General features: G+C 65.6%; 28 protein-coding genes. 14 read left to right on the top strand and 14 right to left on the bottom strand.

All coding sequences use genetic code 11. From position 1 onward, the window contains the following. Positions 1-237 precede the first annotated feature (237 nt). The 3 genes from BRADO_RS35310 (at position 238) to BRADO_RS35180 (ending at position 1,752) form a co-directional block, all read left to right on the top strand. Entirely contained in the window at positions 238-690 is a 453-nt protein-coding gene (locus BRADO_RS35310) for a hypothetical protein (protein ID WP_162093040.1), read from the top strand. Then, positions 650-850 carry an SEC-C metal-binding domain-containing protein gene (locus BRADO_RS35925; RefSeq protein WP_012029547.1) on the top strand — a complete coding sequence of 67 codons (201 nt, stop codon included), beginning with the start codon at positions 650-652 and terminating at the stop codon, positions 848-850. Before BRADO_RS35310 ends, BRADO_RS35925 begins: the two co-directional genes overlap by 41 nt. A gap of 602 nt (positions 851-1,452) precedes the next feature. Further along, positions 1,453-1,752, top strand: a complete 300-nt coding sequence (locus BRADO_RS35180) for a hypothetical protein (protein ID WP_157872621.1) — start codon at positions 1,453-1,455, stop codon at positions 1,750-1,752. A 40-nt stretch (positions 1,753-1,792) separates the two neighbouring features. Here the strand turns inward: BRADO_RS35180 and uvrB are convergent, their stop codons facing one another. The 4 genes from uvrB to BRADO_RS27870 form a co-directional block, all read right to left on the bottom strand. Next, positions 1,793-4,951 (bottom strand): excinuclease ABC subunit UvrB, encoded by a 3,159-nt coding sequence (gene uvrB, locus BRADO_RS27885; RefSeq protein ID WP_012029546.1) that lies wholly within the window; start codon positions 4,949-4,951, stop codon positions 1,793-1,795. A 194-nt stretch (positions 4,952-5,145) separates the two neighbouring features. Then, positions 5,146-5,328: a hypothetical protein gene (locus tag BRADO_RS27880; protein WP_009026282.1), complete on the bottom strand. Its 183-nt coding sequence runs from the start codon at positions 5,326-5,328 to the stop codon at positions 5,146-5,148. 202 nt (positions 5,329-5,530) lie between these two features. Continuing rightward, positions 5,531-5,743 (bottom strand): hypothetical protein, encoded by a 213-nt coding sequence (locus tag BRADO_RS27875; protein WP_035655128.1) that lies wholly within the window; start codon positions 5,741-5,743, stop codon positions 5,531-5,533. 65 nt (positions 5,744-5,808) lie between these two features. Then, complete coding sequence (locus BRADO_RS27870; RefSeq protein WP_012029545.1) at positions 5,809-6,732, bottom strand: LysR substrate-binding domain-containing protein; 924 nt, start codon at positions 6,730-6,732, stop codon at positions 5,809-5,811. Positions 6,733-6,824: 92 nt separating this feature from the next. Between BRADO_RS27870 and BRADO_RS27865 the strand changes: the two genes are divergently transcribed. From BRADO_RS27865 to BRADO_RS27855, 3 genes are read left to right on the top strand one after another with little or no spacing between them, the layout of a single operon-like run. Continuing rightward, the gene (locus BRADO_RS27865; RefSeq protein WP_012029544.1) at positions 6,825-7,589 is read left to right on the top strand and encodes a sulfite exporter TauE/SafE family protein; all 765 of its coding nucleotides are present in this window, start codon (positions 6,825-6,827) and stop codon (positions 7,587-7,589) included. Positions 7,590-7,596: 7 nt separating this feature from the next. Continuing rightward, positions 7,597-7,830 (top strand): hypothetical protein, encoded by a 234-nt coding sequence (locus BRADO_RS27860; RefSeq protein ID WP_012029543.1) that lies wholly within the window; start codon positions 7,597-7,599, stop codon positions 7,828-7,830. Positions 7,831-7,862: 32 nt separating this feature from the next. Then, positions 7,863-8,558, top strand: a complete 696-nt coding sequence (locus tag BRADO_RS27855; RefSeq protein ID WP_041757038.1) for a glutathione S-transferase family protein — start codon at positions 7,863-7,865, stop codon at positions 8,556-8,558. Here BRADO_RS27855 and BRADO_RS27850 read toward each other — a convergent pair. After that, entirely contained in the window at positions 8,555-9,337 is a 783-nt protein-coding gene (locus BRADO_RS27850; RefSeq protein WP_012029541.1) for a crotonase/enoyl-CoA hydratase family protein, read from the bottom strand. The genes BRADO_RS27855 and BRADO_RS27850 overlap by 4 nt on opposite strands. 98 nt (positions 9,338-9,435) lie before the next feature. Here BRADO_RS27850 and BRADO_RS27845 point away from each other — a divergent pair, with 98 nt between their 5' ends. Further along, the gene (locus tag BRADO_RS27845; RefSeq protein WP_012029540.1) at positions 9,436-10,044 is read left to right on the top strand and encodes a TetR/AcrR family transcriptional regulator; all 609 of its coding nucleotides are present in this window, start codon (positions 9,436-9,438) and stop codon (positions 10,042-10,044) included. On the opposite strand, the gene BRADO_RS27840 is transcribed toward BRADO_RS27845, so the two are convergent. The 4 genes from BRADO_RS27840 to BRADO_RS34420 all read right to left on the bottom strand — a co-directional run bounded on the left by BRADO_RS27840 (position 10,019) and on the right by BRADO_RS34420 (position 12,202). Beyond that, positions 10,019-10,504, bottom strand: coding sequence for a hypothetical protein (locus BRADO_RS27840; RefSeq protein WP_012029539.1), 486 nt, complete (start codon positions 10,502-10,504; stop codon positions 10,019-10,021). The genes BRADO_RS27845 and BRADO_RS27840 overlap by 26 nt on opposite strands. Before the next feature lie 13 nt (positions 10,505-10,517). After that, positions 10,518-11,165, bottom strand: coding sequence for a hypothetical protein (locus BRADO_RS27835; RefSeq protein ID WP_244422904.1), 648 nt, complete (start codon positions 11,163-11,165; stop codon positions 10,518-10,520). Positions 11,166-11,312: 147 nt separating this feature from the next. Next, positions 11,313-11,996 carry an HAD family phosphatase gene (locus tag BRADO_RS27830; protein ID WP_041757036.1) on the bottom strand — a complete coding sequence of 228 codons (684 nt, stop codon included), beginning with the start codon at positions 11,994-11,996 and terminating at the stop codon, positions 11,313-11,315. Further along, the gene (locus BRADO_RS34420) at positions 11,993-12,202 is read right to left on the bottom strand and encodes a cysteine-rich CWC family protein (RefSeq protein ID WP_371259373.1); all 210 of its coding nucleotides are present in this window, start codon (positions 12,200-12,202) and stop codon (positions 11,993-11,995) included. Before BRADO_RS34420 ends, BRADO_RS27830 begins: the two co-directional genes overlap by 4 nt. A gap of 147 nt (positions 12,203-12,349) precedes the next feature. On the opposite strand from BRADO_RS34420, the gene BRADO_RS27825 reads away from it, so the two are divergent. From BRADO_RS27825 to BRADO_RS27810, 4 genes are all read left to right on the top strand, one after another. Beyond that, the gene (locus BRADO_RS27825) at positions 12,350-13,864 is read left to right on the top strand and encodes a DUF1800 domain-containing protein (protein WP_012029535.1); all 1,515 of its coding nucleotides are present in this window, start codon (positions 12,350-12,352) and stop codon (positions 13,862-13,864) included. After that, a complete protein-coding gene (locus BRADO_RS27820) occupies positions 13,861-15,084 on the top strand; it encodes a DUF1501 domain-containing protein (protein WP_012029534.1) in 1,224 nt (407 codons plus the stop codon). Before BRADO_RS27825 ends, BRADO_RS27820 begins: the two co-directional genes overlap by 4 nt. Positions 15,085-15,216: 132 nt before the next feature. Beyond that, entirely contained in the window at positions 15,217-15,537 is a 321-nt protein-coding gene (locus tag BRADO_RS27815) for an antibiotic biosynthesis monooxygenase (protein ID WP_009026294.1), read from the top strand. 349 nt (positions 15,538-15,886) lie between these two features. Beyond that, complete coding sequence (locus tag BRADO_RS27810) at positions 15,887-17,869, top strand: AI-2E family transporter (RefSeq protein WP_012029533.1); 1,983 nt, start codon at positions 15,887-15,889, stop codon at positions 17,867-17,869. 183 nt (positions 17,870-18,052) lie between these two features. Here BRADO_RS27810 and BRADO_RS27805 read toward each other — a convergent pair whose 3' ends face one another. The 5 genes from BRADO_RS27805 to BRADO_RS27785 form a co-directional block, all read right to left on the bottom strand. After that, entirely contained in the window at positions 18,053-18,514 is a 462-nt protein-coding gene (locus tag BRADO_RS27805; protein WP_012029532.1) for a GNAT family N-acetyltransferase, read from the bottom strand. A gap of 60 nt (positions 18,515-18,574) precedes the next feature. Beyond that, on the bottom strand, positions 18,575-18,769 hold the full coding sequence (locus tag BRADO_RS27800) for a hypothetical protein (protein WP_012029531.1): 195 nt from the start codon (positions 18,767-18,769) through the stop codon (positions 18,575-18,577). A gap of 67 nt (positions 18,770-18,836) precedes the next feature. Next, the gene (locus tag BRADO_RS27795) at positions 18,837-19,091 is read right to left on the bottom strand and encodes a hypothetical protein (protein WP_041757034.1); all 255 of its coding nucleotides are present in this window, start codon (positions 19,089-19,091) and stop codon (positions 18,837-18,839) included. Between the two features lie 193 nt (positions 19,092-19,284). Further along, positions 19,285-19,935, bottom strand: a complete 651-nt coding sequence (locus tag BRADO_RS27790; protein ID WP_041757033.1) for a glutathione S-transferase family protein — start codon at positions 19,933-19,935, stop codon at positions 19,285-19,287. A 207-nt stretch (positions 19,936-20,142) separates the two neighbouring features. Then, on the bottom strand, positions 20,143-21,375 hold the full coding sequence (locus BRADO_RS27785) for a glycosyltransferase family 87 protein (RefSeq protein WP_012029528.1): 1,233 nt from the start codon (positions 21,373-21,375) through the stop codon (positions 20,143-20,145). Between the two features lie 219 nt (positions 21,376-21,594). On the opposite strand from BRADO_RS27785, the gene BRADO_RS27780 reads away from it, so the two are divergent. The 3 genes from BRADO_RS27780 (at position 21,595) to BRADO_RS27770 (ending at position 24,079) form a co-directional block, all read left to right on the top strand. After that, positions 21,595-22,797 carry a pyridoxal phosphate-dependent aminotransferase gene (locus BRADO_RS27780; RefSeq protein WP_041757773.1) on the top strand — a complete coding sequence of 401 codons (1,203 nt, stop codon included), beginning with the start codon at positions 21,595-21,597 and terminating at the stop codon, positions 22,795-22,797. A gap of 119 nt (positions 22,798-22,916) precedes the next feature. After that, on the top strand, positions 22,917-23,441 hold the full coding sequence (locus BRADO_RS27775) for a DUF992 domain-containing protein (RefSeq protein WP_012029526.1): 525 nt from the start codon (positions 22,917-22,919) through the stop codon (positions 23,439-23,441). 167 nt (positions 23,442-23,608) lie between these two features. After that, on the top strand, positions 23,609-24,079 hold the full coding sequence (locus tag BRADO_RS27770; RefSeq protein ID WP_012029525.1) for a DUF992 domain-containing protein: 471 nt from the start codon (positions 23,609-23,611) through the stop codon (positions 24,077-24,079). The last annotated feature ends 137 nt before the right edge of the window (positions 24,080-24,216 follow it).

The raw sequence follows: 24,216 nt of genomic DNA, 5'->3' as shown, positions 1-24,216 counted from the left end.
CTTGACCGTGCAGGCCGGATCGTTCGTCGGCGCAAATCACTTCACGCTGCGACCCGACATGCCCACCGCATTCCGCTGCCGACGTCCGTGACGACCGCGATACGTCCCCTCCGACGCAACGGAACGGGAGGAGAATAATGCTGATTTTGCTAAATCGTCAAGCTATTTTCGTTTTTCGGAAGGGGTTGACGGGAATTTCGCGGCAACGCCCGATTTGCCGACGTCTCTGGCACGACAATGCGCGGGCAAATACCAAAAGTCACACAAGCCGCCGCCTGCAAACTGCGTCTGACAGATCTCTCGGCACGCGCGTCGCTCCGGATCAAACAAAACACTGTCATTGTCGCGCCGCTCGCAATGACAACAACCGCCGTCATCGCCCGGCTTGACCGGGCGATCCAGTATTCTGCGGCAGCAATGCGTCATCGAGACGTCACGGTGTACTGGATGCCCGCCTTCGCGGGCATGACAGCGAGAGGACGATTGGCATTTGTTCCTGCGGCTCGCGCCCTGACCAACTTTGTGCGAACCTCACCTGATCCGCTCGTAGCGCTGCGCAGAGCTTTGCAAGTCCAGCGCCATCTGATACCAGACGCGCGCGGCAGTCGGTCGCGCGCTCAACCGATGGAGGCCATCATGCGCAAGATCCATGATCTCGACAACCTCCCCAGCTTTCAGCGTCACGCGTAAGCGGCGGAATTCCTATCCCTCGGAAACGTATGTGAAGCGTGGACGGCGGTTCGTTCACGGCGACGTCGAACTGAGCGAGAAGCTCGGCCGCAACGATCTATGCCCATGCGGCTCCGGACGCAGGTTTCAAGGCCTGCTGTATGAAGTCAGGACGCTATGACGGCACTAACCGCGACGACTACTTTCAGGGAGTAAGGTGGTTGGTGGCGCGAGGGGCTGACACGTAGGTCCGATGGACCTTCCGCGGAGTTGCGCTTGTGCCATGCCCCTCACGCGGATTGCTGCGCAATCCGACCTCTCCCCGCCAAGAGCGGGGAGAGATTGCACCGGCTGCACCGACAACAATTGCCCCAATGAACCGGCCCATCTTTCAACGTGTCCGAGCTATTGCTGCGACAACGGTGCGCTCCCTCTCCCCGTCCTTCACGGGGAGAGGGTTGGGGTGAGGGGCAGCCGCACGGGCAGTCCGGTAGGCCGATTGGGCTGATCCGCCTTACGCACTGATTGATTTCGGCTGTCACGGAGCAGATTCGGGAATAAAACGGACCGAGCGGCTGATGGAGAGGAGTGTGCATGAACCGGGTTAACCGAATCTCATGTTCAAGAGTCTGTGCGCTGCGGATATCGGGGCTTCTTCTAGTCGTAAGCATATTTGCCCACGCTCAGGCATCGGCTTGCCCCGGGCCAAGCTCAGAACGAGATATCATATACGAACGTGTCCCGACTGAGCTTGGTGCACCCGTTATCGTCGAGGTAACGATCGTGAGCAGGGAAGCCGATATTATCGATTCTTCGAGCGGGGGACAGATGGCTGTGATGAGCGCACGAGTTGATCGGGTTATTAAGGGATCGATTGGCGGTGACGTACTCAAAATAGTTACTTATCTCACTGATTGCAGCAGGGTTGGAGTCGGATTCGGCATTGTCGCCGGAAGCCTTCGACTTGATCCTCATCGCGGGGTTGAACTGGTAGCAATTCAGGAATCCAACATGCGGGCCTGGTCCCGTGAGTTTTGGCAAAGGCAGATGGAGCTGCTTGCGGCTCAAAAAGATGGAAAGTGATCTGACGTAGTCATTGTGCGCCAACTCGCACCATGCATGCTCACCGCTTCTTCCATCCACCGCGCTTGCCTGGCGCGCCACCCGTCGATCGCGGCGCGGGCCCGAACTCCGGGCCGGACTCGCGGGAGTTGGTCGGCTGAATGATCTTGCTGCTGCTGCCGAAGGGCTTTGGCGGCAGCTTGGCGTTGGGGCGGTAGGGGAGGGACTCCGGGCCGTGCATCTCGTCGAGGTGGGGTTTGTGGACTTTGGAGGTGGAGGTAGTCCCCGTGGGGCGCCCCTCACCCCGACCCTCCAAGGGCGAGCTTCGCTCGTCCCGCCCCCGTGAAGAACGGGGAGAGGGTGAGGAGGCACTGCCGTCGCGGCTCGAAGAGCCAAGGATGTCGTCCATTGAAGGCGCCAGCGGATCGCGCTCGCGCGACTTGGAGCTGCCTCGCGCGGACGTGCCGCGGCCCTTCATCGCAGCCGTCGGCAGATTGGCGGCGTCGCCGTATTTCTTGGCGCCGGCGTAAGAGCCCGCCTTGCCCTGCACGGTGCGCTGCTTGGCGGTGGGGTCGTCGACGACGGCAAGCTCGGTGGCGCGGAGGCGCTTGACCTCGTCGCGGAGGCGGGCGGCCTCCTCGAAGTTCAGATCGGCGGCGGCCTCGCGCATGCGGGTTTCGAGATCGGCGAGCACGGCCTCGAAATTGTGGCCGATCGAAATGACGTCGTCGGTGGTGGTGCCGCCGCCGGTCTCGATCAGCACGTGGTCGCGCTCATAGACCGAGTTGAGGATGTCGCCGATCGACTTCTTCACGCTCTCCGGCGTGATGCCATGGGCGGTGTTGTACTCGACCTGCTTCTCGCGGCGGCGCGCGGTCTCGGCCATCGCGCGCTCCATCGAGCCGGTGACCTGGTCGGCGTACAGGATCACCTTGCCGTCGACGTTGCGCGCGGCGCGGCCGATGGTCTGGATGAGCGACGTCTCGCTGCGCAGGAAACCTTCCTTGTCGGCGTCGAGGATCGCGACCAAAGCGCATTCGGGAATGTCGAGGCCCTCGCGCAGCAAATTGATGCCGACCAGCGCGTCGAACGCGCCGAGCCGGAGGTCGCGGATGATCTCGATGCGCTCGATGGTGTCGATGTCCGAGTGCATGTAGCGGACGCGGATGCCCTGTTCGTGCAGATATTCGGTGAGGTCCTCGGCCATGCGCTTGGTCAGCACGGTGATCAGCGAGCGATAGCCCTTCTGGGCGGTAGCGCGGACCTCGCCGAGCAGATCGTCGACCTGGGTCCGGGCGGGGCGGATGTCCACTGGAGGATCAATGAGCCCGGTCGGGCGGATGACCTGCTCGACGAACACGCCACCGGCCTCGTTCAGCTCCCAGCCGCCGGGTGTCGCCGACACCGCGACCGTCTGCGGCCGCATCATGTCCCATTCCTCGAACCGTAGCGGGCGGTTGTCCATGCAGGAGGGCAGGCGGAAGCCGTATTCGGCCAAGGTCGCCTTGCGGCGAAAGTCGCCGCGGAACATGCCGCCGATCTGCGGGATGGTGACGTGGCTCTCGTCGGCGAACACCAGCGCGTTGTCTGGCACGTATTCGAACAGGGTCGGCGGTGGCTCGCCGGGCAGGCGGCCGGTGAGATAGCGCGAGTAGTTCTCGATGCCGGCGCAGCTGCCGGTCGCCTCCATCATCTCCAGGTCGAAGGTGGTGCGCTGCTCCAGCCGTTGCGCCTCGAGCAGGCGGCCCTGTGCGTGCAGCTGGTCGAGCCTGATTTTCAGCTCGTGCTTGATCGACTTCATCGCCTGCACCAAAGTCGGGCGCGGCGTGACATAGTGCGAATTGGCGTAGACCTTGATGAACTCCAGCTCGTCCTGCTTGTGGCCGGTGAGCGGATCGAACTCCTCAATATTCTCCACGGTGTCGCCGAACAGGTTCACGCGCCAGGCGCGGTCCTCATAGTGAGCCGGGAAGATGTCGATGACGTCGCCGCGGACGCGGAAGGTGCCGCGGGTGAAGTCGTGCTGGGTGCGCTTGTATTGCAGGGCGACGAGGTCGGCGATCAGCTGGCGCTGGTCGATGCGCTCACCCTTCTTCAGCGCGAAGGTCATCGCGGTGTAGGTCTCGACCGAGCCGATACCGTAGATGCAGGACACCGAGGCGACGATGATGACGTCGTCGCGCTCGAGCAGCGCGCGCGTTGCGGCATGGCGCATGCGGTCGATCTGCTCGTTGATCGAGGAATCCTTCTCGATATAGGTGTCGGTTCTGGGGACGTAGGCCTCGGGCTGGTAGTAGTCGTAATAGGAGACGAAGTACTCCACGGCGTTGTCGGGGAAGAAGCTCTTGAACTCGCCATAGAGCTGCGCGGCCAGCGTCTTGTTCGGCGCCAGGATCAGGGCCGGGCGCTGCGTCGCCTCGATCACCTTGGCCATGGTGTAGGTCTTGCCCGAGCCGGTGACGCCGAGCAGCACCTGGGTGCGGTCGTTGCGCGCGACGCCCTCGACCAGCTCCTTGATCGCCTGCGGCTGGTCGCCCTTCGGCTCATAGGCCGACTTGATCTCGAAGCGGACGCCGCCCTCGCTCTTCTCGGGCCGCGGCGGCCGGTGCGGGGTCCAGACCTTCAGCGAGCCGTCGTCCTTGCGGAACTCGGGGCGGCCCTCGCGGATCAGCGATTCCAGCGCCTCTGCGGTGGCCTTGACGCCGAGCGCCTCCATCTTGCTGCGCGGCGGACGGGCCAGTGCTTCGTCGTCATCCTCGGCGGTGGGCAGGCCGAGCTGGCGGGCCAGCTCCGGATCGAGCGTCGGGATGGTGGCCGATGTGCCGTATTTGGCCTGCGGCGCCTCGGAGAGGCCGGTCAGCTCGGCGCCGTCATCGGGCGTGCTCCCGGCGCGAGCGCCGGCCGGCTGCGGATTCGGTCGCAGCGGCATGGCGCGATCGCCGCTGTCGCGTGCGGTCACATCGGCGCTCTTGGTCCGGGTCGACGCCCGCGCGCGGTGCGCGGCGGCCTCGCCGCCGGTGCGGCGGTCCCAGGAATTATCCGGCGGCGGCTGCAGCCCCGTCGACGAACCAATCCCGCTTTCGCCGCGGTTGATCGCGGGATTGAGCAACTCGGCGAGCGCCGGCGCGATCGGCTGCACGTCCGGGCGGTGCGCCTTCGATTTCGGCGTGCGGCCGGGCTTCTTGGAGATGTCCTTGGAGGTGTCGGGAGTCTTCGCCATGGCCCGAATATGGGACCGATGGCCGCGACTTGAAAGAGTGAACGCGCTTTGCCCACGGACTGCTGACAGCAGGGTGGCAGCAGCCCCTGTGGATCATTCGCTCCAGCTCGCCGGCGACCGCCTGGGGTCGATCGCCGGAACCGGGCGCCCGCAGAGCGGTGGGCGCCGACACGCTCGACTGCTGACGATTGATGTCAGTGACGCGTTGGAGGATCGACAATGTCGAGATGAACGCCGTGGCAGGCGATGCATTGCAGCGCCCAATATTCCGAGCCGCCGCGACCATTGATGACGCTGAGGATGCTCAGTTCCGCATCGCAGTCCGGGCATCGCGTGCGAACCGAGTAGGTGAGGTGTTTGAGGGCAGGCTCAGCCATGAATTGCAGTCCGCATCACGAATACACTCGGCATTTCGAATTGGCGATTTGAATGTCGGCTTGGAGCGTTATTTGGAGAGTTGGATTTCAAGCGTTGCAGTGGACTCTCTGTGCCCGCACTCTCGGAGATTGTTCCACGCTGCGCTATCCGTCTTTTCCCGGGGGTTGTGCAATATCCTCCCTTCGCTGCAAATAAGCCGCACTATCTCCACCGTTTGCGGAACCGATCGATGTGGCTCTTGGCGTCAGCGATCGCCATGTCTGCATCGGACCACGCGAAGCCGACTTCGAGAGAGGGGAATGACACACCATTGATCACCACCGGAGTCATGTCCGCGCGGCGGATCCGCGCGTGCCACAAGCCCCTTCCTGCTTCGAACGGCTCGATGGCGAAGTCCTCGTACAAATACGTCATTGCCAAGTCCCGATGTCCCGAACGGCAATGACAGCATGAATACGTCTCGGCAGATGTGAACGGGTTCACACGTTCGCGTCTTTTTTGACGGTATCCTTGCGGGGCGCGTTCCGTGTGGCGGATTGGGCGGCGGCGCGGATGATCCAGCGCCGGAAGGCGGTGAAATCGCGCTGTCCGGCCTGGAAGCTGCGATAGACCAGATACCAGCGCTCGCCTTTGGGTACGGTCAGCGCGAATGGTGCAACCAGACGTCCTGCGGCGAGATCGTCATCGATGTAGGGACGAATGCCCATCGCGACGCCGAGGCCGTCGATCGCCGCCTGCAATGCATGGCCGTAGTACTGGAATTCGGTGCCGCGCGCGGTCACGCGCGTGATGCCGGCCGCCTTCAGCCATAGCGGCCAGTCCTCGGCCGCATGCGAGACGCGCAGCAGGCTCGGACCCTTGAGATCGGTCGGCCGCTTCAGCGTCGCTGCCAGCCGCGGCGTGCACACCGGGACGAGGTCGGCGGCGAACAGCGGTTCGGCCACGAGGCCCGGCCAGGCGCCGTCGCCGAGCCGGATGCCGCAACTCCAGTCGTCGCCGAACGGCACCGCCGCGCCGCCCGTGGTGATGCGGACCTCGATGTCGGGCTCCACCTTCCTGAAATCGGCGAGCCGCGGGATCAGCCATTTCATCGCAAAGGTCGGGCCGACGCCGAGCGTCAGCACCCGCATCGACGACGGTGCCATGATCTGCGCGGTCAGGCTCGACAGGGCGTCGAAGATCGGCGTCAGTCCGCTCTGATAGGCGCGTCCAGCCGTGGTCAGCGCCAGCCGGTTGGCCTTGCGCTCGAACAGCACGACGCCGAGCCGCTGCTCGAGCAGGTTGACCATCCGGCTGATCGCGGCGGCGGAGACGTTGAGCTCGGTTCCGGCGGCGGCGAAGCTGCCGGTACGGGCGGCCGCCTCGAAGGCCTTGATGCCGTTCAGGAACAGAAGTCGCCGCATGCGAGCCCTCAGGAAAACTGATGGAGGGCAAGATAACTCGGTTTGCGCCGCCGCCGCCAGTGCGAGATGTTGGCCGCGAGAGGAGATCAGCCATGACGCCCGTCCTGATTGCAGCGCTCGGATTGCTGATGGTCGCGACGGCGTTCCTGTCGGGCCTGTTCGGCATGGCCGGAGGGCTGATCCTGATCGGCGTGCTGCTCGCGATCATGCCGCTCCCGGCGGCGATGGTGCTGCACGCGATCACGCAGATGGCCTCCAACGGCTGGCGCGCGGTGCTGTGGCGCCGGCACATCCGCTGGCGGCCGGTTGCGGTCTATCTGATCGGCTGCGCGCTGGCGCTCGGCCTGTGGTCGCTGATCCGCTACGTTCCGGACAAGCCGGTCGCGCTGCTGATGCTCGGCGTCACGCCGTTCATGGCGCGGCTGCTGCCGGCTTCGCTCAGGCCCGATCCGGAGAGCGTCTGGCAGGGCGCGACCTACGGCATGATCTGCATGGGGCTGATGCTGATGACCGGCGTGTCCGGCCCGCTGCTCGACACCTTCTTCCTCGGCGCGCGCTTCGACCGGCGCTCGATCGTCGCGACCAAGGCGACCTGCCAGGTCGCGAGCCATCTCACCAAGCTGATCTATTTCGGCGGCATCATCGACCAGGCGGCGAGCCTCGATCCCGCGCTCGCAGCTGTTGCGATCGCCGCATCGATGCTCGGCACGACGCTGGCAAGGCGCCTGCTGGAGGCGATGAGTGAGCAGCAGTTCCGGACCTGGGCCAGCCGCATCATCACGGCGGTCGCGAGCTACTACATCCTCTATGGCGGCTGGCTGCTGCTGCTCGCGCAGCGCTCCGTCGCAGCGGAATGAGGGACGCATGAGCGGAGATCCCCTGGTGCTGGATTTCGTCGAATGGATCGCGCGCGAGCCGCGCAGCCACGCCGAGGTGGTCGCGACCTGGCGCACCAGCTGTCCGCGGCTGACGGTGTGGGAGGATGCCGCCGATCTCGGCTACGTCGCGCGCGAGCAGATCGCCGGGGTAGGCCTCTGCATCGTCGTCACCGAGGCCGGCGCGCGACTGCTGCGCGACAACGGCCGTGTCCTGGGCTAGAACCGGTCCGTCAAGGGGAGGATGGACCGGGCATGGCGTTGAAGCTGTTCGAACTCGTCGGGCGTGACGCGGGGCGTCCGTTCAGCCCATTTTGCTGGCGCACGCGGATGGCGCTGGCGCACAAGGGCCTGAGCGCCGAGTCCATCCCCTGGCGCTTCACCGAGAAGGGAGCGATCGCGGCGCACGGCTCGGAGAAGGTCCCGGTCATGCTCGACGGCGACCGCGCCGTAGCGGACTCCTGGGCCATCGCGAACTATTTGGAAGACAATCATCCGGACCGGCCGTCGCTGTTCGGCGGCGCCGGCGGCCGTGCGATGGCGCGGTTCATGAACGCCTGGGGCGACATCGCCATCGTCGGCGGCATCTTCCCGCTGATCATCGCCGATATCCCGAACAATCTGGCGGCGGAAGACGCCGCCTATTTCCGTGCGTCGCGCGAGGCGCGGTTCGGCAAGAGCCTCGAGGACATCATGGCGACGCGCGACCAGGCCGTGACCGGCTTCCGCCGCTCGCTCGAGCCGCTGCGCCAGACCTTGAAGACGCAACCCTTCATCGGCGGCGACGCGCCCAATTATGCCGACTACATCGTGTTCGGCGGCTTCCAATGGGCGCGGGTGGTCAGCCCGTTCCGCCTGCTGGAGGGGAGCGACAGCGTCTACGCCTGGCGCGAGCGGCTGCTCGATGCTTTCGATGGGCTGGCGCGCAAGTCGCCGGGCTTCGCGCTCTAGGCGGCAGGCGACCGGCGCGACCGCCACGCTGTCAGGCCATCTTCCAGATCGCGGCTGCCGACCAGCCGCGCGAATTGTTCGCTCTCGACCTGCAGCCCTTCGCCGATGGCCATGTTGAGACCGCGCGTGGCCGCGGTGATGACGCTGGCGACGGCGTCGGGGCCGTGGCGGATGATGCGCTGGGCGAGTGCGCGTGCCGCCGGCAGCAGCTCGTCATGCGGCACGATGGCGTTGACGAGGCCGATCTCCAGCGCGCGCTGCGAGGTGAACGGATCACCTGTCAGCAGCCATTCGAGCGCGCGCTTTCGACCGACCAGTCGCGGCAGCCGCTGCGTGCCGTCGAAGGTCGGCGGCATGCCGAGCCGGATCTCGGGTTTTGCGAAGCTCGCGCGATCGCTGGCGACGGCCAGATGCACCGCCTCGGTGATCTCGCAGCCGCCGCCGAAGGCGAGGCCATTGACGGCGGCGATCACCGGCTTGCGGAACGCCTCCAGCCGCGCCGTCATCGTTTGCCCGCGGCGGACGAAGTCGCGCAGCGCGGCGTCGCGGCCCGCGGCGACGCTGCCGCTGAACTCATGGATATCGGCGCCGGCCGAAAAGGCGCGCTCGCCTGTGCCGGTGAGGATCACGGCCCGGATGCCGGGATCGGTCTCGATGCGGTCGAGCGCTTCCATCAGCGCATCGATCAGCGCGTAGCTCAGCGCATTCAGCCGCTCGGGCCGGTTGAGCGTGAGCAGGGCGATGCGGTCGGAGACGTGACACAGGACGGGATCGGCCATGACGGCGCCTCGCGGGCTGGAAGGACTTGCCAGCCAGACTAGGCGCGGGACTGCCCGAGGTATATTCACTGGGCAGTATACCCATGTCGAGCGCAGTGATGCCCCGTTCCTCCGATCCGACCCGAAGCCGTATTCTGGCGGCGGCCAACAAACTGTTCTATGCCGACGGCATCCGCGCGGTCAGCGTCGATGCGGTGGCGGAGAAGGCCGGGATCACCAAGAAGACGCTGTACTATCATTTCCGCAGCAAGGACGATCTCGTCGCCGCCTATCTTGATGCGCGCGACCAGCCGAACCTGGAGCTGTTCAAGCGCTGGTTCGACGAGGCGAAGGGCGGCCTGCCGGACAAGATCGCGGCGATCTTCAGCCAGCTCGCCGTGTCCGCACGTCACCCGAAATGGCGCGGCTGCGGTTTCCTGCGCACCACCGCCGAGCTCGCCAATCTGCCTGGCCATCCTGCGATCAAGATCGGCGCGGCGCACAAGAAGAAGTTCGAGGCCTGGTTGCGGCAGACGTTCGAGCAGCAGGGGATCGCAGGCGCAAGCGAGCTTGCGCGGCAGATGCTGCTACTGCTCGACGGCGCTTTCGCCGTCGTGCTGCTGCACCGGGACGCGAGCTACATGGCGACGGCGGGCGACGCGGCGCGCGCGCTGGTCGCGGCGGCGCTCCCTCGCAAGACACTCAGCCGGCGCAGCCGCGGCCCCTGACCTGCTCGCCGCGGACGACTGTCGCCACCACCTGGCTGGACATGGCTTCGAAATCGGACGGCTTGAGGTAGCCGGCGACGTAGGCCTCCTGGGTGAGGCGGTCGATGCGGCGATCCTCGGGCGAGGTCCAGACCCCGGCAATGTAGGTCGCGCCGGCCGGTCCATAGATCTCGGGATAGCGCTCGTTCTGGTTCTGCCGGTGATAGTAGTAGTGGCCGACGCTGCTGATGAAGCTCTTGCGCTTCTCGCCGCAGCGGTCGCTCCAGGCGCGGTCGAGCGCCTTCAGCGCGCCCTGGCGCTGCGACTGCCGCGCGTCGCGAGTGTACTTCTCGTGATCCTCGAACTCCGCGCCGCTCACTGGCGGAAACGCTTTCGCCTGGGGCGGCGCCTCTTTCAGGAAGACGTGTCCCGCGACCTGCCAGACGACGATGGCGGCGATGATGAAGAGGAGCCGGTTCATGGCCCGCTCTCGATCAGCGCCGGTCGCGATTGGCCTGCCGGATGCGGCAGACCGACGATTCGTCCGACCACAGACCGGGCCCGGCGAACATCGGGACGTCCTCGCGGATGTCGGCCGGGAAGTCCGCCTTGGTGATTCCCTGCTCGTCGAAGGCCGCATACAGCGCTTCCTTCACGCGCTCATCGAGCGGCGTGCTGACGCTGGCCGCCGCCTCCTCCATGGATTTGTCGGAGCAGACCTTGATGCCGAGGAAGTTGCGCTTGCAATCCAGCTTCGCGACATAGGCGCGCGTATAGGCGGTGAGCGCCTCGACGAGGTTCTGCTTCTGGGTCTTGTCGCAAGGCGAGAGCTTGTAGGCCGTCGCGGCCTGCAGCGCGTCCATGCGCAACGCATCGAGCTTGGGGTTCTTGTCGCTCTGCGAGGTGTGCTTGGCGAGCCACGCCTTGCGATCGAATTTTTCCCTGGACCTGGCATCGCCGAACGACATGTCCACGGTCGCGGACAGCGGTGCCACCACGGCCACCGTCTCGGACCCGCCAGCAAGGTTCGACACCGTTTCGATCGGGCCCGACCAGGTCGACGCGCCCGGCAACGGAAAGCCCCTTACGGCCCAGCTCACACCACCGAATGCCACGCCCACGGTGCCAATAAATCGCAACATGAAACCGACCCATCCACGAACGTTCCCAAGGTAGTTCATGCGGGTTAATGCATCCATCAGCGCCCCCGGATGCGTGCATTGGCGTGAAGAGATCGTGACCGGCTTCGGCAGCTTTTGAAGACAATGGCGAATGAAGGCGCCGCCGCTTCAGGTCCTGACCGGAAGCACCGAACGTTCGGCGAGCAGCGTGATCGTGGCGTCGAGGTCGGGCAGCACGGCGACGCATTTCTCGCGCGACTGATCGGTCGGCGGCACGATGTCCGGCACCATCAGCGTGATCGCGCCGGCGGCGTGGGCCGCGGCGACGCCGGGATTGGAATCCTCGATCGCGACGCAGGCCGGCGCCCGCGTCCGCAGCCGCTCCGCGGCTAGCAGATAGAGATCCGGATGCGGCTTGGCGCGGCTGACATCGTCGCGCGTCAGCACCGCGTCGAAGCGATGATCGATGCCAGCCAGGCGCAGATGCTCTGCGGCCGTGTGGCGCGACGACGAGGTGACGACAGCTTTCGGCAGACCGGCTGCGTCAATCGCATCGAGCAGGTCGACGACTCCGCGCTTCAGCGGCATGCCGGCATGGAGGATCTCGGCGGTCTTGGCGGCGAACAGCCTGTTGACCTCGACAAGGGGGAAATTGTCGCCGAAATGATCGCGCAGGGTCCGCTCATTGTCGGGCCCGGGAATGCCGATCATCGCGTGACAGAGCTCGGTGATGCCCTCGGTGTAGCCGAGTGCCTTCATCGCCGCGATCGACGCTTCGAGATAGACCTTCTCGGTATCGAGCAGGGTGCCGTCCATGTCGAGCAGGACAGCCTCCACATGCCAGCGGGTCACGAGGTCGCCTCCGATGGGCGGGCGAGTTTTGCGAGGCATCTGGCGCACAGGCAGTCGTTGAACCCGCTCTGCCCGGCCTTCGGCAGCGGCAGACGAACGGACTCGTCGAAGCACCAGCAGCTGCCGTGGGGATCGCAGGTAAATTCGGTTCCGCACGCTTCGCAGCTGAGCGTGCGCGCGGTAACGTTTGCTAAACGATTTGTCACGTTCGGAACCACGCGCCGCGCGCCCTTTTCATGTCCGGTTCATCTGCACGAAGAAGTATAGTGCGCAGCAGGAGCCTGCGCCAGCGCAGCGGTATCGAGCTGCTCGTGAACCTGGCGCACCGACCCGGGACCTGATGAGGATTTGGCATGGCGCGTGATCCGAAGGCCGCACTCGTCGCCTTGAACCGCTTCGGCTTCGGCGCGCGGGGCGGGGCATCTGGCGATCTCGTCAATGCGGCGGCGGATCCGCGCGGCTTCGTCAAGGCCGAGCTCGCGCGGCCCACGGGCGCGCTGCTCGAGGTGCCGGGCCTGCAGGGCACGCCTGCGCTCGCTGACGCGGTCTTCGCGTATCAAGACGAGGTGAAGAGGGCGCGCGAAGCCGCGGCGAAAGCCGAGCCGCCGCCGGAGCCGCCCGGCCAGACGCGCGGCCTATCGATGAACGGCGCCGATCCGCAGATGGCGGCGCCTCCGGCCAACGGCACAACGGCAGCCACCGAGCCGGCGATGCAGGCTGTACCCACGAAGCCGGCGCAGCCGCAGCAACCTCCCAACGTTGTCCAGAAGACGTTCCGCGCCGAGGCGCTGGCGCGAGTGCAGCGCGCGGTGCTTGCGGATTGCGGCGTCACCGAGCGTCTGGTGGCGTTCTGGTCGAACCATTTCTGCATCTCCGCCGGCAAGGGCGAGCTGGCGCGGATGTGGGCCGGCGCATTCGAGCGCGAGGCGATCCGACCGCACGTGCTGGGGCGTTTCGCCGATATGCTCAAGGCGGTGGAGCAGCATCCGGCGATGCTGTTCTTTCTCGACAATCAGGAATCGCTCGGCCCGGATTCGCGCGCCGGCCAGAGCCGCAAGCGCGGCCTCAACGAAAACCTCGCGCGCGAGATCATGGAGCTGCATACCCTCGGAGTCGGCGGCGGCTATACGCACGAGGACGTGACGTCGCTCGCCCGCATCATCACCGGCTGGAGCTTCGCCGGACGCAATGCGCGCAACGGCGCGCCGGGCAGCTTCGTGTTCAATGCCAATGCGCACCAGCCGGGGCCGCAGACCTTGCTCGGCAAGATCTATCAGGACGATGGTCTGGCGCAGGGCGAAGCCGCGCTCGCCGACATCGCGCGCCATCCCTCGACCGCCAAGTTCATCGCCACCAAGCTCACGCGCCATTTCGTCGCCGACGATCCGCCGCCGGCTCTGGTGGCGCGGCTCGAGGCCGTCTTCAAGAAGACCGACGGCGACCTGAAGGCGGTGACGTCGACGCTCGTCGAGTCCGACGAGGCTTGGTCGGCGCCACTGACCAAGATCCGCTCGCCCTATGAGTTCCTGATCGCCGGCGGCCGATTGCTGGCGCGTGTCCCCGACGATCCCGGCTTCTATCTCAATTCTCTCAACACGCTCGGCCAGCCCTTGTGGGCGCCCGCCGGACCGAACGGATTCGGCGACAGCAATGCGATGTGGGCCGCGCCGGAAGGCATGAAGCTGCGGCTCGACATCTCCTCCCAGCTCGGCGCGCGCCTCGGTAACAATCTCGATCCGCGCGAGCTGCTCGAACTCGTCGCGGGCGATGCCAGCTCGACCGAGACACGTCGCACCATCGAGCGCGCGGAATCACGCCAGCAGGCGCTGGCACTGCTGATGATGTCACCTGAATTCCAGAGGAGATGATGATGGATCCGATGAGGACGCGGCTACTGACCTCGCGACGTCATCTGCTGCTGGCCGGCGCATCCTTCGCCGCATGGGGCTACGTGCCGAAATTCGCGCGCGCGGCCGACCAGCGCGATCCGCGGCTGATCGTCGTCATCCTGCGCGGCGCGCTCGACGGGCTCGCCACTGTCGCGCCGGTCGGCGATCCGGATTACGCCGGGCTGCACGGCGCCATCGCGCTCACCACGGCTGGGCCGAATGCGGCGCTGCCGCTCGATTCGTTCTTCGCGCTGCATCCGGCGATGCCGGAATTCGCGCGGATGGTTCGCGACAAGCAGGCGGCTGTCCTCCATGCGGTCGCGACGCCGTATCGCGAGCGCTCGCATTTCGACGGGCAGGACGTGCTGGAAAGCGGATTTGCCGGGCCGGGGCGCGTGCAATCCGGCTGGCTCAACCGTGCGCTCGAAGTGCTGCCGCGCGGGCCGCGCGTCGCCGGCGCGCTCGCGGTCGGTCCGACCGCGCCGCTGGTGCTGCGTGGCGCGGCGCCCACCGTGGGCTGGGCGCCAGTGACCTTGCCGCAGGCCGACGACGAGACGGCAATGCGGCTGGTCGATCTCTACACGCATCGCGATCCCGCGCTCGCCGCGGCGCTGTCGCAAGGGTTGAAGCTGGAGAAGGTCGCATTCGGCGACGACATGAAGCCGAAGCCCGGCGGCAACCAGATCGCGGCGATGCGCCAGGTGGCGCGCGGCGCGGCCAAGCTGATGGCAGCCGATGACGGTCCGCGGATCGCGGCGCTGGCGTTCGATGGCTGGGACACGCATGCCAATGAAGGCGGCGCGGTCGGCCGGCTGGCGCAGCCGCTGTCGGGCCTCGACGGCGCGCTGGCCGAATTCGAGAGCGGGCTCGGTCCGCGCTGGCGCGACACCGTGATCGTGGTCGCCACCGAGTTCGGACGCACCGCCAGGATCAACGGCACGCAGGGCACCGATCACGGCACCGGAACGATCGCGCTGCTCGCGGGCGGCGCGGTGAAGGGCGGACGCGTGATCGCCGATTGGCCCTCGCTCAGGACGGCGAGCCTCTATCAGGGCCGCGATCTCGCGCCGACCACCGATCTGCGCGCGGTCTTCAAGGGCGTGCTCGCCGATCATCTCGGCCTGAGCGAACGCGCCCTCGGCGAGACGGTGTTTCCCGAGAGCGCAGCCGTGAAGCCGATGAAGGGGCTGATAGCCTAGCCGCCTTTGCTCTGCATTCGGCTGCCGCCAAAGGCTCGTGACATCGCCGCACCCGCGACGATGTCTTGAAGCGCATCGCGGCCCGAAGTCTGCTATTCCTGGAGCCCGCGGCACATTATCCAGGAGATCAGCATGTTCATCGCCATGAATCGTTTTCGCGTTGCCAAGGGCTCGGAAGCCGCCTTCGAGCAGGTCTGGCTGTCGCGCGACAGCCATCTCGACAAAGTGCCCGGCTTCGTCGAATTCCATCTGCTGAAGGGCCCGGAGGCCGAGGACCACACGCTCTACGCCTCGCACACCATCTGGGCCTCCAAGACCGCCTTCGAGGACTGGACCAAATCCGAAGCCTTCCGCATGGCCCACAAGGGCGCGGGCGACAACAAGCCCCTTTATCTCGGCCCGCCGCAGTTCGAGGGGTTCGAGGTGAGGCAGACGGTGGGCGGGAAGAAGTAGCTCTCTTTTCAACTTGATGCCGCCTCGAAGCCGCTGCGCTCCCTTTCCCCGTGAAGAACGGGGAGCGGGAGCGCGGACGTACTTGCTGTGAACGTCTCGCGACAAGCGCCCTGATCACCGGCCGCAGTTGTCGGACGCCGTTCAAGGCTGGACCAGCGTGACTGTCGAAGCGACCAGTTGACGCGCATGCCGTGTGAGGCGCCCGGGAACCAGAGCCACGAGACCTCGTTATTGCCTGTCGGAGACAGGTCTCCGCCGATGCCGGGCGGGCCGCGTTCGCCATCCCTCCACGGTTGCCTCAGCCCACGGCTTGGCGCGCTGCCCGTCCTTGCTCGGAAAAGAGAGTTTGATGATCAGCCGACAACCGCTCAAGGCCCGCACCACCGAGGAAGTCCTGGGGCTGATCAGCGCTCTGGCCGTCGCTTTATTTGCTGTCATCATAATCGCGCTCCTCTATTTCGGCCGCGATATCCTCGTTCCGGTCGCCCTGGCCATCCTGCTCAGCTTCGTGCTGGCGCCGCTGGTGGCGCAGCTGCAGCGGCTGCGCGCTCCGCGCGGGCTGGCTGTCGTCAGCGTGGTCTTTCTCGCCTTCGTCCTGATTTTCGCTCTCGGCAGCTTGCTGGCCACGCAGCTCACCCAGCTCGCCAGCGAGTTGCCGAACTATCAATCCACGATGAGCAACAAGATCCAGTCCTTCCGCGACACCAAAGCCGGTCGAGGGACACTCGAGCGTGCGTCGGACATGCTCAGGGACCTCGGCAAGGAACTGGACAAGCCGAAGGAGCCGGAGGCACCTCGGCCGGCAGGCGGGCTAAGGGGGAATTCATCGACGCCTGTTGCTCCGATCCCCGTGGAAGTCCGCCAGCCCGATCCCGGAGCACTGGATAGTCTCCGAACGCTGATCTCGCCGCTCATCCATCCCCTGGCGACGACCGGCATCATCATCATCTTCGTGATCTTCATCCTTCTTCAGCGCGAGGATCTCCGGAACAGACTCATTCGCCTCGCCGGCTCGTCCGACCTGCAGCGCACCACGGCGGCGCTCGATGACGCAGCCTACCGGCTGAGCCGACTGTTCCTGACCCAACTTGCCCTGAACGGCGGCTTTGGCGTTGTGATCGGCCTGGGGTTATGGCTCATCGGCATTCCCAGCGCCATTCTCTGGGGGATTCTCGCCGCGGCGCTGCGATTTGTCCCCTATATCGGCGCCGTCATCGCTGCAGCGTTTCCGCTGGCACTGGCCGCGGCGGTCGATCCCGGCTGGACGATGCTGATCTGGACGCTGGCCTTGTTCGTCGTGGTGGAGCCGCTGCTCGGCCACGTCATCGAACCCATGGTTTACGGGCGAAGCACCGGCCTGTCCCCGGTGGCCGTGGTCGTTTCCGCCGCGTTCTGGACCGCGCTGTGGGGGCCCATCGGGCTGGTGCTCGCGACACCGCTGACGGTCTGCCTCGTCGTCATCGGGCGGCATGTGGAAAGTCTCGAATTCCTCGATGTGATGTTCGGAGATCGTCCGGCGCTGTCCCCGCCCGAGATCTTCTACCAGCGCATGCTCGCGAACGATCCGACGGAAGCGGCCGAGAAAGCCGAGGAGTTTTTGAAGGAGCGGTCGCTGATCGCGTATTGCGATGAGGTGGCGGTGAAGGGATTGCAACTGGCCCAAGCCGACGCCGATCGCGGCGCTCTCGCCTATGATCGTCTTGCAACGATCCGGGACGCGGTGGCGGAGTTGACCGTCGATCTCTCCGATCAGATTGACAGTCCGACGATGGTCGGCGAGGCGACCACCGACCCGGAGGCGGCGTCAGCGATAGACGACACGGCGGGCAGCGGTGCGGTCGATGCGATCCCCATATTGAGCAAGGATCGTCTAGCAGAGGGGTGGCAGAGTGAACGGCCACTGCTGTGCGTCGCGGGCCGAACCCCGATCGATGAAGCCGCAGCCGTGCTTCTCGCGCAGCTGTTCTCGGCGCACGGTCTGGGAGCGAAGGTGTCCGGAGCCGAGGCGCTGTCCACCGCGAACGTCATCAAGCTCGAGCCGGCAGGCGTCGCCATCGCGTGTCTGGTTTATCTCGGACAATCCGGCGTCGCACATATGCGCTACAGCGTCCGACGCCTGAAGCGGCGGCTCCCGAGGGCCAAAGTGATGTTGGTCTGCTGCGCACCGGATGTCGACCAGGACGCCGCGAAAGCCTTGCAGGAAGCCACCAAGGCCGACCTGGTCGCGGCCGGCATGGGCGAGGCCGTCAGGACGTGCGTGGAGGCGGCGCAGGGGCAGACGTCTCCGCCGGTCCCATCGGCGCAATTGGATCCGAGGACGAACGTGGCGTGAGACCTGGTGCAGGACGGGACAGTCCTGCTCATAGGAGACGACCGACCCAAAAAAACGCGGCCCCGGTCAGAGACGGCGACTGACGGGGACCGCTGACACGCGTGATCTTTGACGGGGGGCCTGATCAAGCGCTCGGTCACAGCGTAGGCTTGAGCCGTGACGGCTGAGTGACAACGGCGCTCCTCACACCGTCTTGCGATAGACGATGAAGCCCGAGCGCTCGGCGACTTTGTCGTAGAGCGCTTGCGCGGTGGTGTTGGTCTCGTGGGTCTGCCAGTAGACGCGAGGCGCGCCCGCCTGGCGCGCCTGCGCGTAGACTGCTTCGATCAACGCGCGGCCAACGCCCTTGCCGCGCGCGGCTTCGCTGGTGAACAGGTCGTTGAGGTAGCAAAGCGGCGCGATCGCGGTGGTGGCGCGGTGATACAGATAATGCGCGAGGCCGATCAGTTCGCTGCCGTTCTCGGCGACCAGCGCATACACCGGCTCATCGGCATCGAAGAAACGCTCCCACGTCGCGGCGGTGATCTCCACCGGCAGCGCGGTTGGCCCGAAACGACCATAGAACGCGTTGTAGCCGTCCCACAACGGCAGCCAGCGCTCATAGTCCTCGCGGTCGATGGCGCGAATGGTCAGGGCGTCGGTCATCGGAGCTTCACCGTTGATCAGGTCGTACGAAGCCCTCGATAATGGCCGTGCGATCCGAGATCAATCGGGGACAGGAAGGCCCGCGTCGGCGGCCGGCGGCCGCAGCAACTGGACATGGATGGTCTGATCCTCCGCGGTCATCGGGGAGAGCGACAGTTCGCCCCGCCGCTCGATCAGGATCAGCAGTGACGCCGCCAGCAGGATCGCGAGGGCCAGGGTCACGGCAACGATTACGACCGTTGATTTCATCGCCATTTGGAGCGCGAGACAATCATCGCCTGTTGTCGCGAAAACCGCGAAGGGTTGTCAAAATGGCTTCGTTCTAAGCGGGCATCGCGAGGAAGGCCTCGATCGACCAGATGACGAAGGTCACACCCACGCCCACCGAGACCGTGCTGGCGACGATGATCGCGGCCACGGCAGTGGTCAGGCGGGGGGAGAGGGTGAGCGTCGCGTCGTGGTGAAAGCCGCCGATGGGATCCTGCAACGGCGTCCCGCGCCGCCTGGAGTCCAGCAACGACGCGTGACCGCTCATCTGGTCGAACTTTGCAACGGAAGCACCACGCCACCGGGACATGCAGTCGTCATCCCTTACCCGTACGTCCGCGAGCGAATCACTCGCAGAGGTAAATTCTAAGGTCGGGCTGGGCAGGATTGCGGCGGCGAACGACCAAAAATGGCCAAAGCATGGCGCTGGCGGTATTTGTTCCCGCCTTCGCGTGTATTTTCCCCGCTGTTCTACGGGCGGTCGGTAGTCTTACGGTGAACGCTCAATCGTAGTCGGCGGCGATGCCGGCCGAATCGATCAGCGCCGGCTGCCAATCCATCGCGACGAAGCCCGGCGTCTGTTCTACCCGGCGCAGCCAGTTCCGAATCTTCGGAAAGGTCGAGAGGTCGAACTCGCAGCGGTCGGCCACATGGGTGTAGCCGTAGAGCGCGATGTCGGCGACCGTGAGTTGCTTCGCGGCGAAGTAGTCGTTGCTCTTCAGATGATTCTCCATCACTTGCAGCGCCGCATAGCCGCGCTCCATCCAGTCTTCCAGCGCGTGGGTCTGCAGGTCGCGTCCGCCCTTCACCAGCAGCAGCCAGAAATAGGCGGCGCCGATGTTCGGCTCCAGCGCGTGCTGTTCGAAGAACATCCATTGCAGCGCTTCGGCGCGCTCGATGCGCGACTCCGGCACCAGCGGCGTGCCGCCGGCGACATACCACAGGATCGCGTTGGACTCGGCGATGTAACGATCCTCGCCGACCTCGAGCAGCGGCACCTGGCCGCTTGGATTCTTGGCGAGGAAATCCGGCGTGCGGCTCTCGCCCCTGAGGATGTCGATCTCGATCGCCTGATAGGGCGCGTTCAGAAGCGCCAGCGCAAGGCGGACCTTGTAGCTGTTGCCTGAGCGCTGCATCGAATAGAGCTTGTACATCCGGCCAATGTCGAGTTCGAGGAATCGTCGCGTGGGAGAATCGCGCATCGGGACGCCAGATCGTCCCGCAATGCGGCCAGACAATGATGCCGATGCGCCCGGCCTGCAAGACCCGATGGGTGGAAAAAGTCGAAAAGCGCTACTGCACTGCACGCGCGAACAACAACTTTCCAAAACAATCAAACGAGCGAGATCACGCGATCGAGATCACGCTTGTGCGATGCGCGCGCGGCCGTGGATCGCGGTGGCGCGATCCGTCATCGCGCGACTCAAGGTGAGCATGAAGAGAGCGATCAGCACGATGAGGCCGAGCGGGATCGTCGTCAGCCCGGCGATGCTGCGCGACAGCAGCGGCACGATCCAGGCGGCAGCGAGCAGGCTGAGCTCGTAGTCGCGGAAGCCGTGGGCGAGGCCGTGGCGCACGAAGAAGATGATCGCGACGGCGAGCACCACGAGGTCGTAGTCGAGCACATAGGGTGTCGCGAGAAGGCTCGCGCTCGCCAGCGCCGATGCCTTGAGGTCGAACGCGGCCTCGCTGCGCCACAGCCAGGCGAGGCCGGCAGCGAGCAAGAGCCCAAGCAGCGTCTGCAGCGCGTAGGCGCTTTTGACATCGGCGCCCCAGTGGCGCGCCGCTGAGAACAGCGACTGGATCTTCTCCCAGCCGGTGCCGCCTTGTTCGAGCACCACCGTCTGTGTGAAGGTCATCGACTGGAAGAAGGCATGCCAGACGTCGTGGCCGAGCGCGACGAAGCTGATCGCGACCAGCGCTGCAACCGTGGCACCCGCGGCTGCAATCGTCGGCCAGCGCGCGCCTGCGACGAGCGCGATCGGAATCAGCACGCCGAATTGCGGCTTGTAGGCCAGCAGGCCGATCAGCACGCCGGCGATCCACGGCCGGCCGCGCTCCATCATCAGCAAGGCGCCGCCGAGCAGCGCGGCGGTGAAGAACGCGTTCTGGCCGTGACCGATGTTGACGAACACGGCCGGGAAGGCGGCCGCGACCAGCAGCGTCTCGGGCCGTGGCAGGATCGCGCGCATCACGGCGAGATAGGCGAGCAGGCTCGAGACCACCCATAGCGCCAGCCCGCCCGCATAGGGCAGGAGCGCGGTGATGGCGGCGATGGCAAAGAAGAACGGTGGATAGTGCCAGCCGAAGAACGGCACGTCGCGGCCGTGGAACACTGCCTTCTCCATCGCGTGCTGCAGCGGCGGATCATACGCATCGGCGGCCTTGCCCTGAAGGGTCAGCACGCCTGCCGCATAGACGTTGGAGAAGTCGGTGCCGATTGGCTTGCCGTTGCGGTCGATCAGGCCGTCGGACAGCGCGATCCAGCCGGCGATGGCCGCGATCGAGACCACGAGCAGGATCCAGCTGTAAGACTTGATCCGCGCGGCTGTCAGCCAGCCGCCGGATCGGAGCGCGCACCCGAGTGTGGTCATTTCGGCCTGAAAATTGGGACAATCGTTGGCGCACGCTAGCCCGGCCGCTTTAACGTTCCCTAAAGTCTTGGGAGCCATGTGCCCAAGCTTCTTGCGATGCAAGCCTTCGGGCCTTAAAAGCAGACGTTTCCCTGACATGACTGGTCGTGGCCCGAAAAGGGTGATCCACGACGCGTGATCCAAGACACCTTATCCAAGACGCCTGCATAGGAGCTGATGATGTCCTTTCTCGCCGCTGCGCTCGACCGTGTGAAGCCGTCCGCGACCATCGCGGTCACGGACAAAGCGCGCGTCCTCAAAGCGGCGGGCCGCAACGTCATCGGGCTGGGTGCCGGCGAGCCGGATTTCGATACGCCCGACAACATCAAGCAGGCCGCGATCAAGGCGATCCAGGACGGCAAGACCAAGTACACCGCGGTGGACGGCATTCCCGAGCTGAAGGACGCCATCATCGGCAAGTTCCAGCGCGAGAACGGCCTGACCTACAAGCCGAACCAGGTGATCGTCGGCGTCGGCGGCAAGCAGGTGCTCTACAATGCGCTGATGGCGACCATCAATCCCGGCGATGAGGTGATCATCCCGGCACCTTACTGGGTCAGCTATCCGGAGATGGTGGCGCTCGCCGGCGGCGAGCCGGTACCGGTGGTCTGCACGTCGGCGCACGGCTTCAAGCTGCAGCCGGAGGCGCTGGAGAAGGCGATCACGCCGAAGACCAAATGGCTGATCCTGTGCTCGCCATCGAACCCGACCGGCGCGGCCTACACCAAGGCCGAGCTGAAGGCGCTCACCGACGTGCTGGTCAAGCATCCGCATGTCTGGATCATGACCGACGACATGTACGAGCACCTGGTCTATGACGACTTCGTCTTCACGACGCCGGCGCAGATCGAGCCTTCGCTGTTCGACCGCACGCTGACCGTGAACGGCGTCTCCAAGGCCTATTGCATGACCGGCTGGCGCATCGGCTATGCCGGCGGCCCCGCGCAGCTGATCAAGGCGATGGCGACGATCCAGTCGCAGTCGACCTCGAACCCGTGCTCGATCGCGCAATGGGCGGCGGTGGAGGCCTTGAACGGTCCGCAGCACTTCATTCCTGAGAACAACAAGGTGTTCAAGGAGCGCCGCGACCTCGTGGTGTCGATGCTCAACCAGGCGAGCGGCATCGAGTGCCCGCGTCCCGAGGGCGCGTTCTACGTCTATCCGTCCTGCGCCGGCACGATCGGCAAGACCACGCCGTCGGGCAAGGTAATCGATAACGACCAGACCTTCGTCACCGAGCTGTTGGAGACCGAGGGCGTCGCCGTCGTGCAAGGCTCGGCTTTCGGCCTCGGCCCGGCGTTCCGCATCTCCTACGCCACCAAGACCTCGGATCTCGAGGACGCCTGCAAGCGTATCCAGCGCTTCTGCGGCAATCTGAGGTAATCGGGCAACAGCTGCCTCGAAACACCAGAAGCCCATATCCAGGCCGAAAGGCGCCATGTTTTGAACATGGCGCCTTTCTTCTGTCCGGAGTGAAGTTGGTTGCGTGGGGTTGGAGTTCGATGCGGCTGCTTGTGCTGTCGACCGTGGCGATGGTGATGATCATGCCGTTCGCGCAGGCCCATCAGGGCCGGCCGATGCGTGCCGGCGTGCTGGAATGCGAGGGGCGCCGCACCACCGGCAAGATCGTGATGTCGCAGGCCCGCCTGCGCTGCGTGTTCCGCAGCCAGGGCCGCGAGCCGGAGCGCTATGTCGCCAGGGTGCGCCGCTACGGGCTCGATCTCGGACTCACGGATGAGACGCGGATGGCCTGGGCGGTCAGCGCGCCCGTCAATGATTTCGGCCGCAGCGAGCTGCGCGGGCGCTATGGCGGTGTGTCCGCCAGTGCGGCCGCGATGTTCGGCTTCGGCGGCAGCTTCCTGTTGCGCGATTCCGACCGTGCGGCGGCCCTGCAGCCCATCAGTCTGCAGGGGCAGACCGGGCTCAATCTTGCGGCAGGGATCACCGAGGTGGAGCTGATGCCGCTGCTGCCGATTCATCCGAGCCCGAGCCAGCCTTCATCCTACTTCTCGCGCTATTATCGCTGAGTACGGCGACAATGCCTCGCAGCAGCGGGGCCGTGGCTCGTTCAGCCTGATGAACGCGCGACGCTTCTGGTACGGCTGTAAGCCTTGTGGCATAGATGTGATCGCCCGTGATCATCGCTCCGATCGACGGGTCTGCATCACACCTTCATTTCAGCCGGAGTTTATTCATGCGCTCGACCATCCTTGCCGGGCTCACTGCTGCGGTCCTCTGCCTTGCCGGCGCTGCCCAGGCGCAAGACCGCGTGCGGGTCGGCGTCCTCGAATGCCGCGGCGGCGCCAGCGTCGGCTTCATCGTCGGCTCGGTGACCCATCTCGGCTGCGTGCTGCGCGCCGACGGCCTGCCGGAGGATCGTTACGTCGCGACCATCCGCAAGGTCGGCCTTGATCTCGGTATCACCCAGGAATCGCTGCTCGCCTGGGTGGTCTATGCCCCCGTGGCGCGGCTCGGGCCCGGCGATCTCTCCGGCGACTATGCGGGCGCGCAGGGTTCCGCGGCGGTGGGCGTCGGACTCGGCGGCAATGTCCTGGTCGGCGGCTCCTCCAATTCGATCGCGCTGCAGCCGCTCAGCGTGCAGGGGCAGGTCGGCCTCGCCGTCTCGGCCGGCTTGGAAAGCCTCGAATTGCGTCCGGGACGTTGATCCTCCCTTCGCTGTGACCAGCCGCTCTTCCCGTCATCGTGCGGGAAGAGCGAGCCGTTCTCTGCACTGCAGCGACGTTTTTCGCGGGACCCCTGCTTGCCAAAGCGGCAGACGAGGCAGAGCATTCGGCTTTGCCG

The organism is Bradyrhizobium sp. ORS 278 (assembly GCF_000026145.1).
Taxonomy (GTDB): Bacteria; Pseudomonadota; Alphaproteobacteria; order Rhizobiales; family Xanthobacteraceae; genus Bradyrhizobium.
This window is presented reverse-complemented; position numbering and strand designations above follow the sequence as displayed.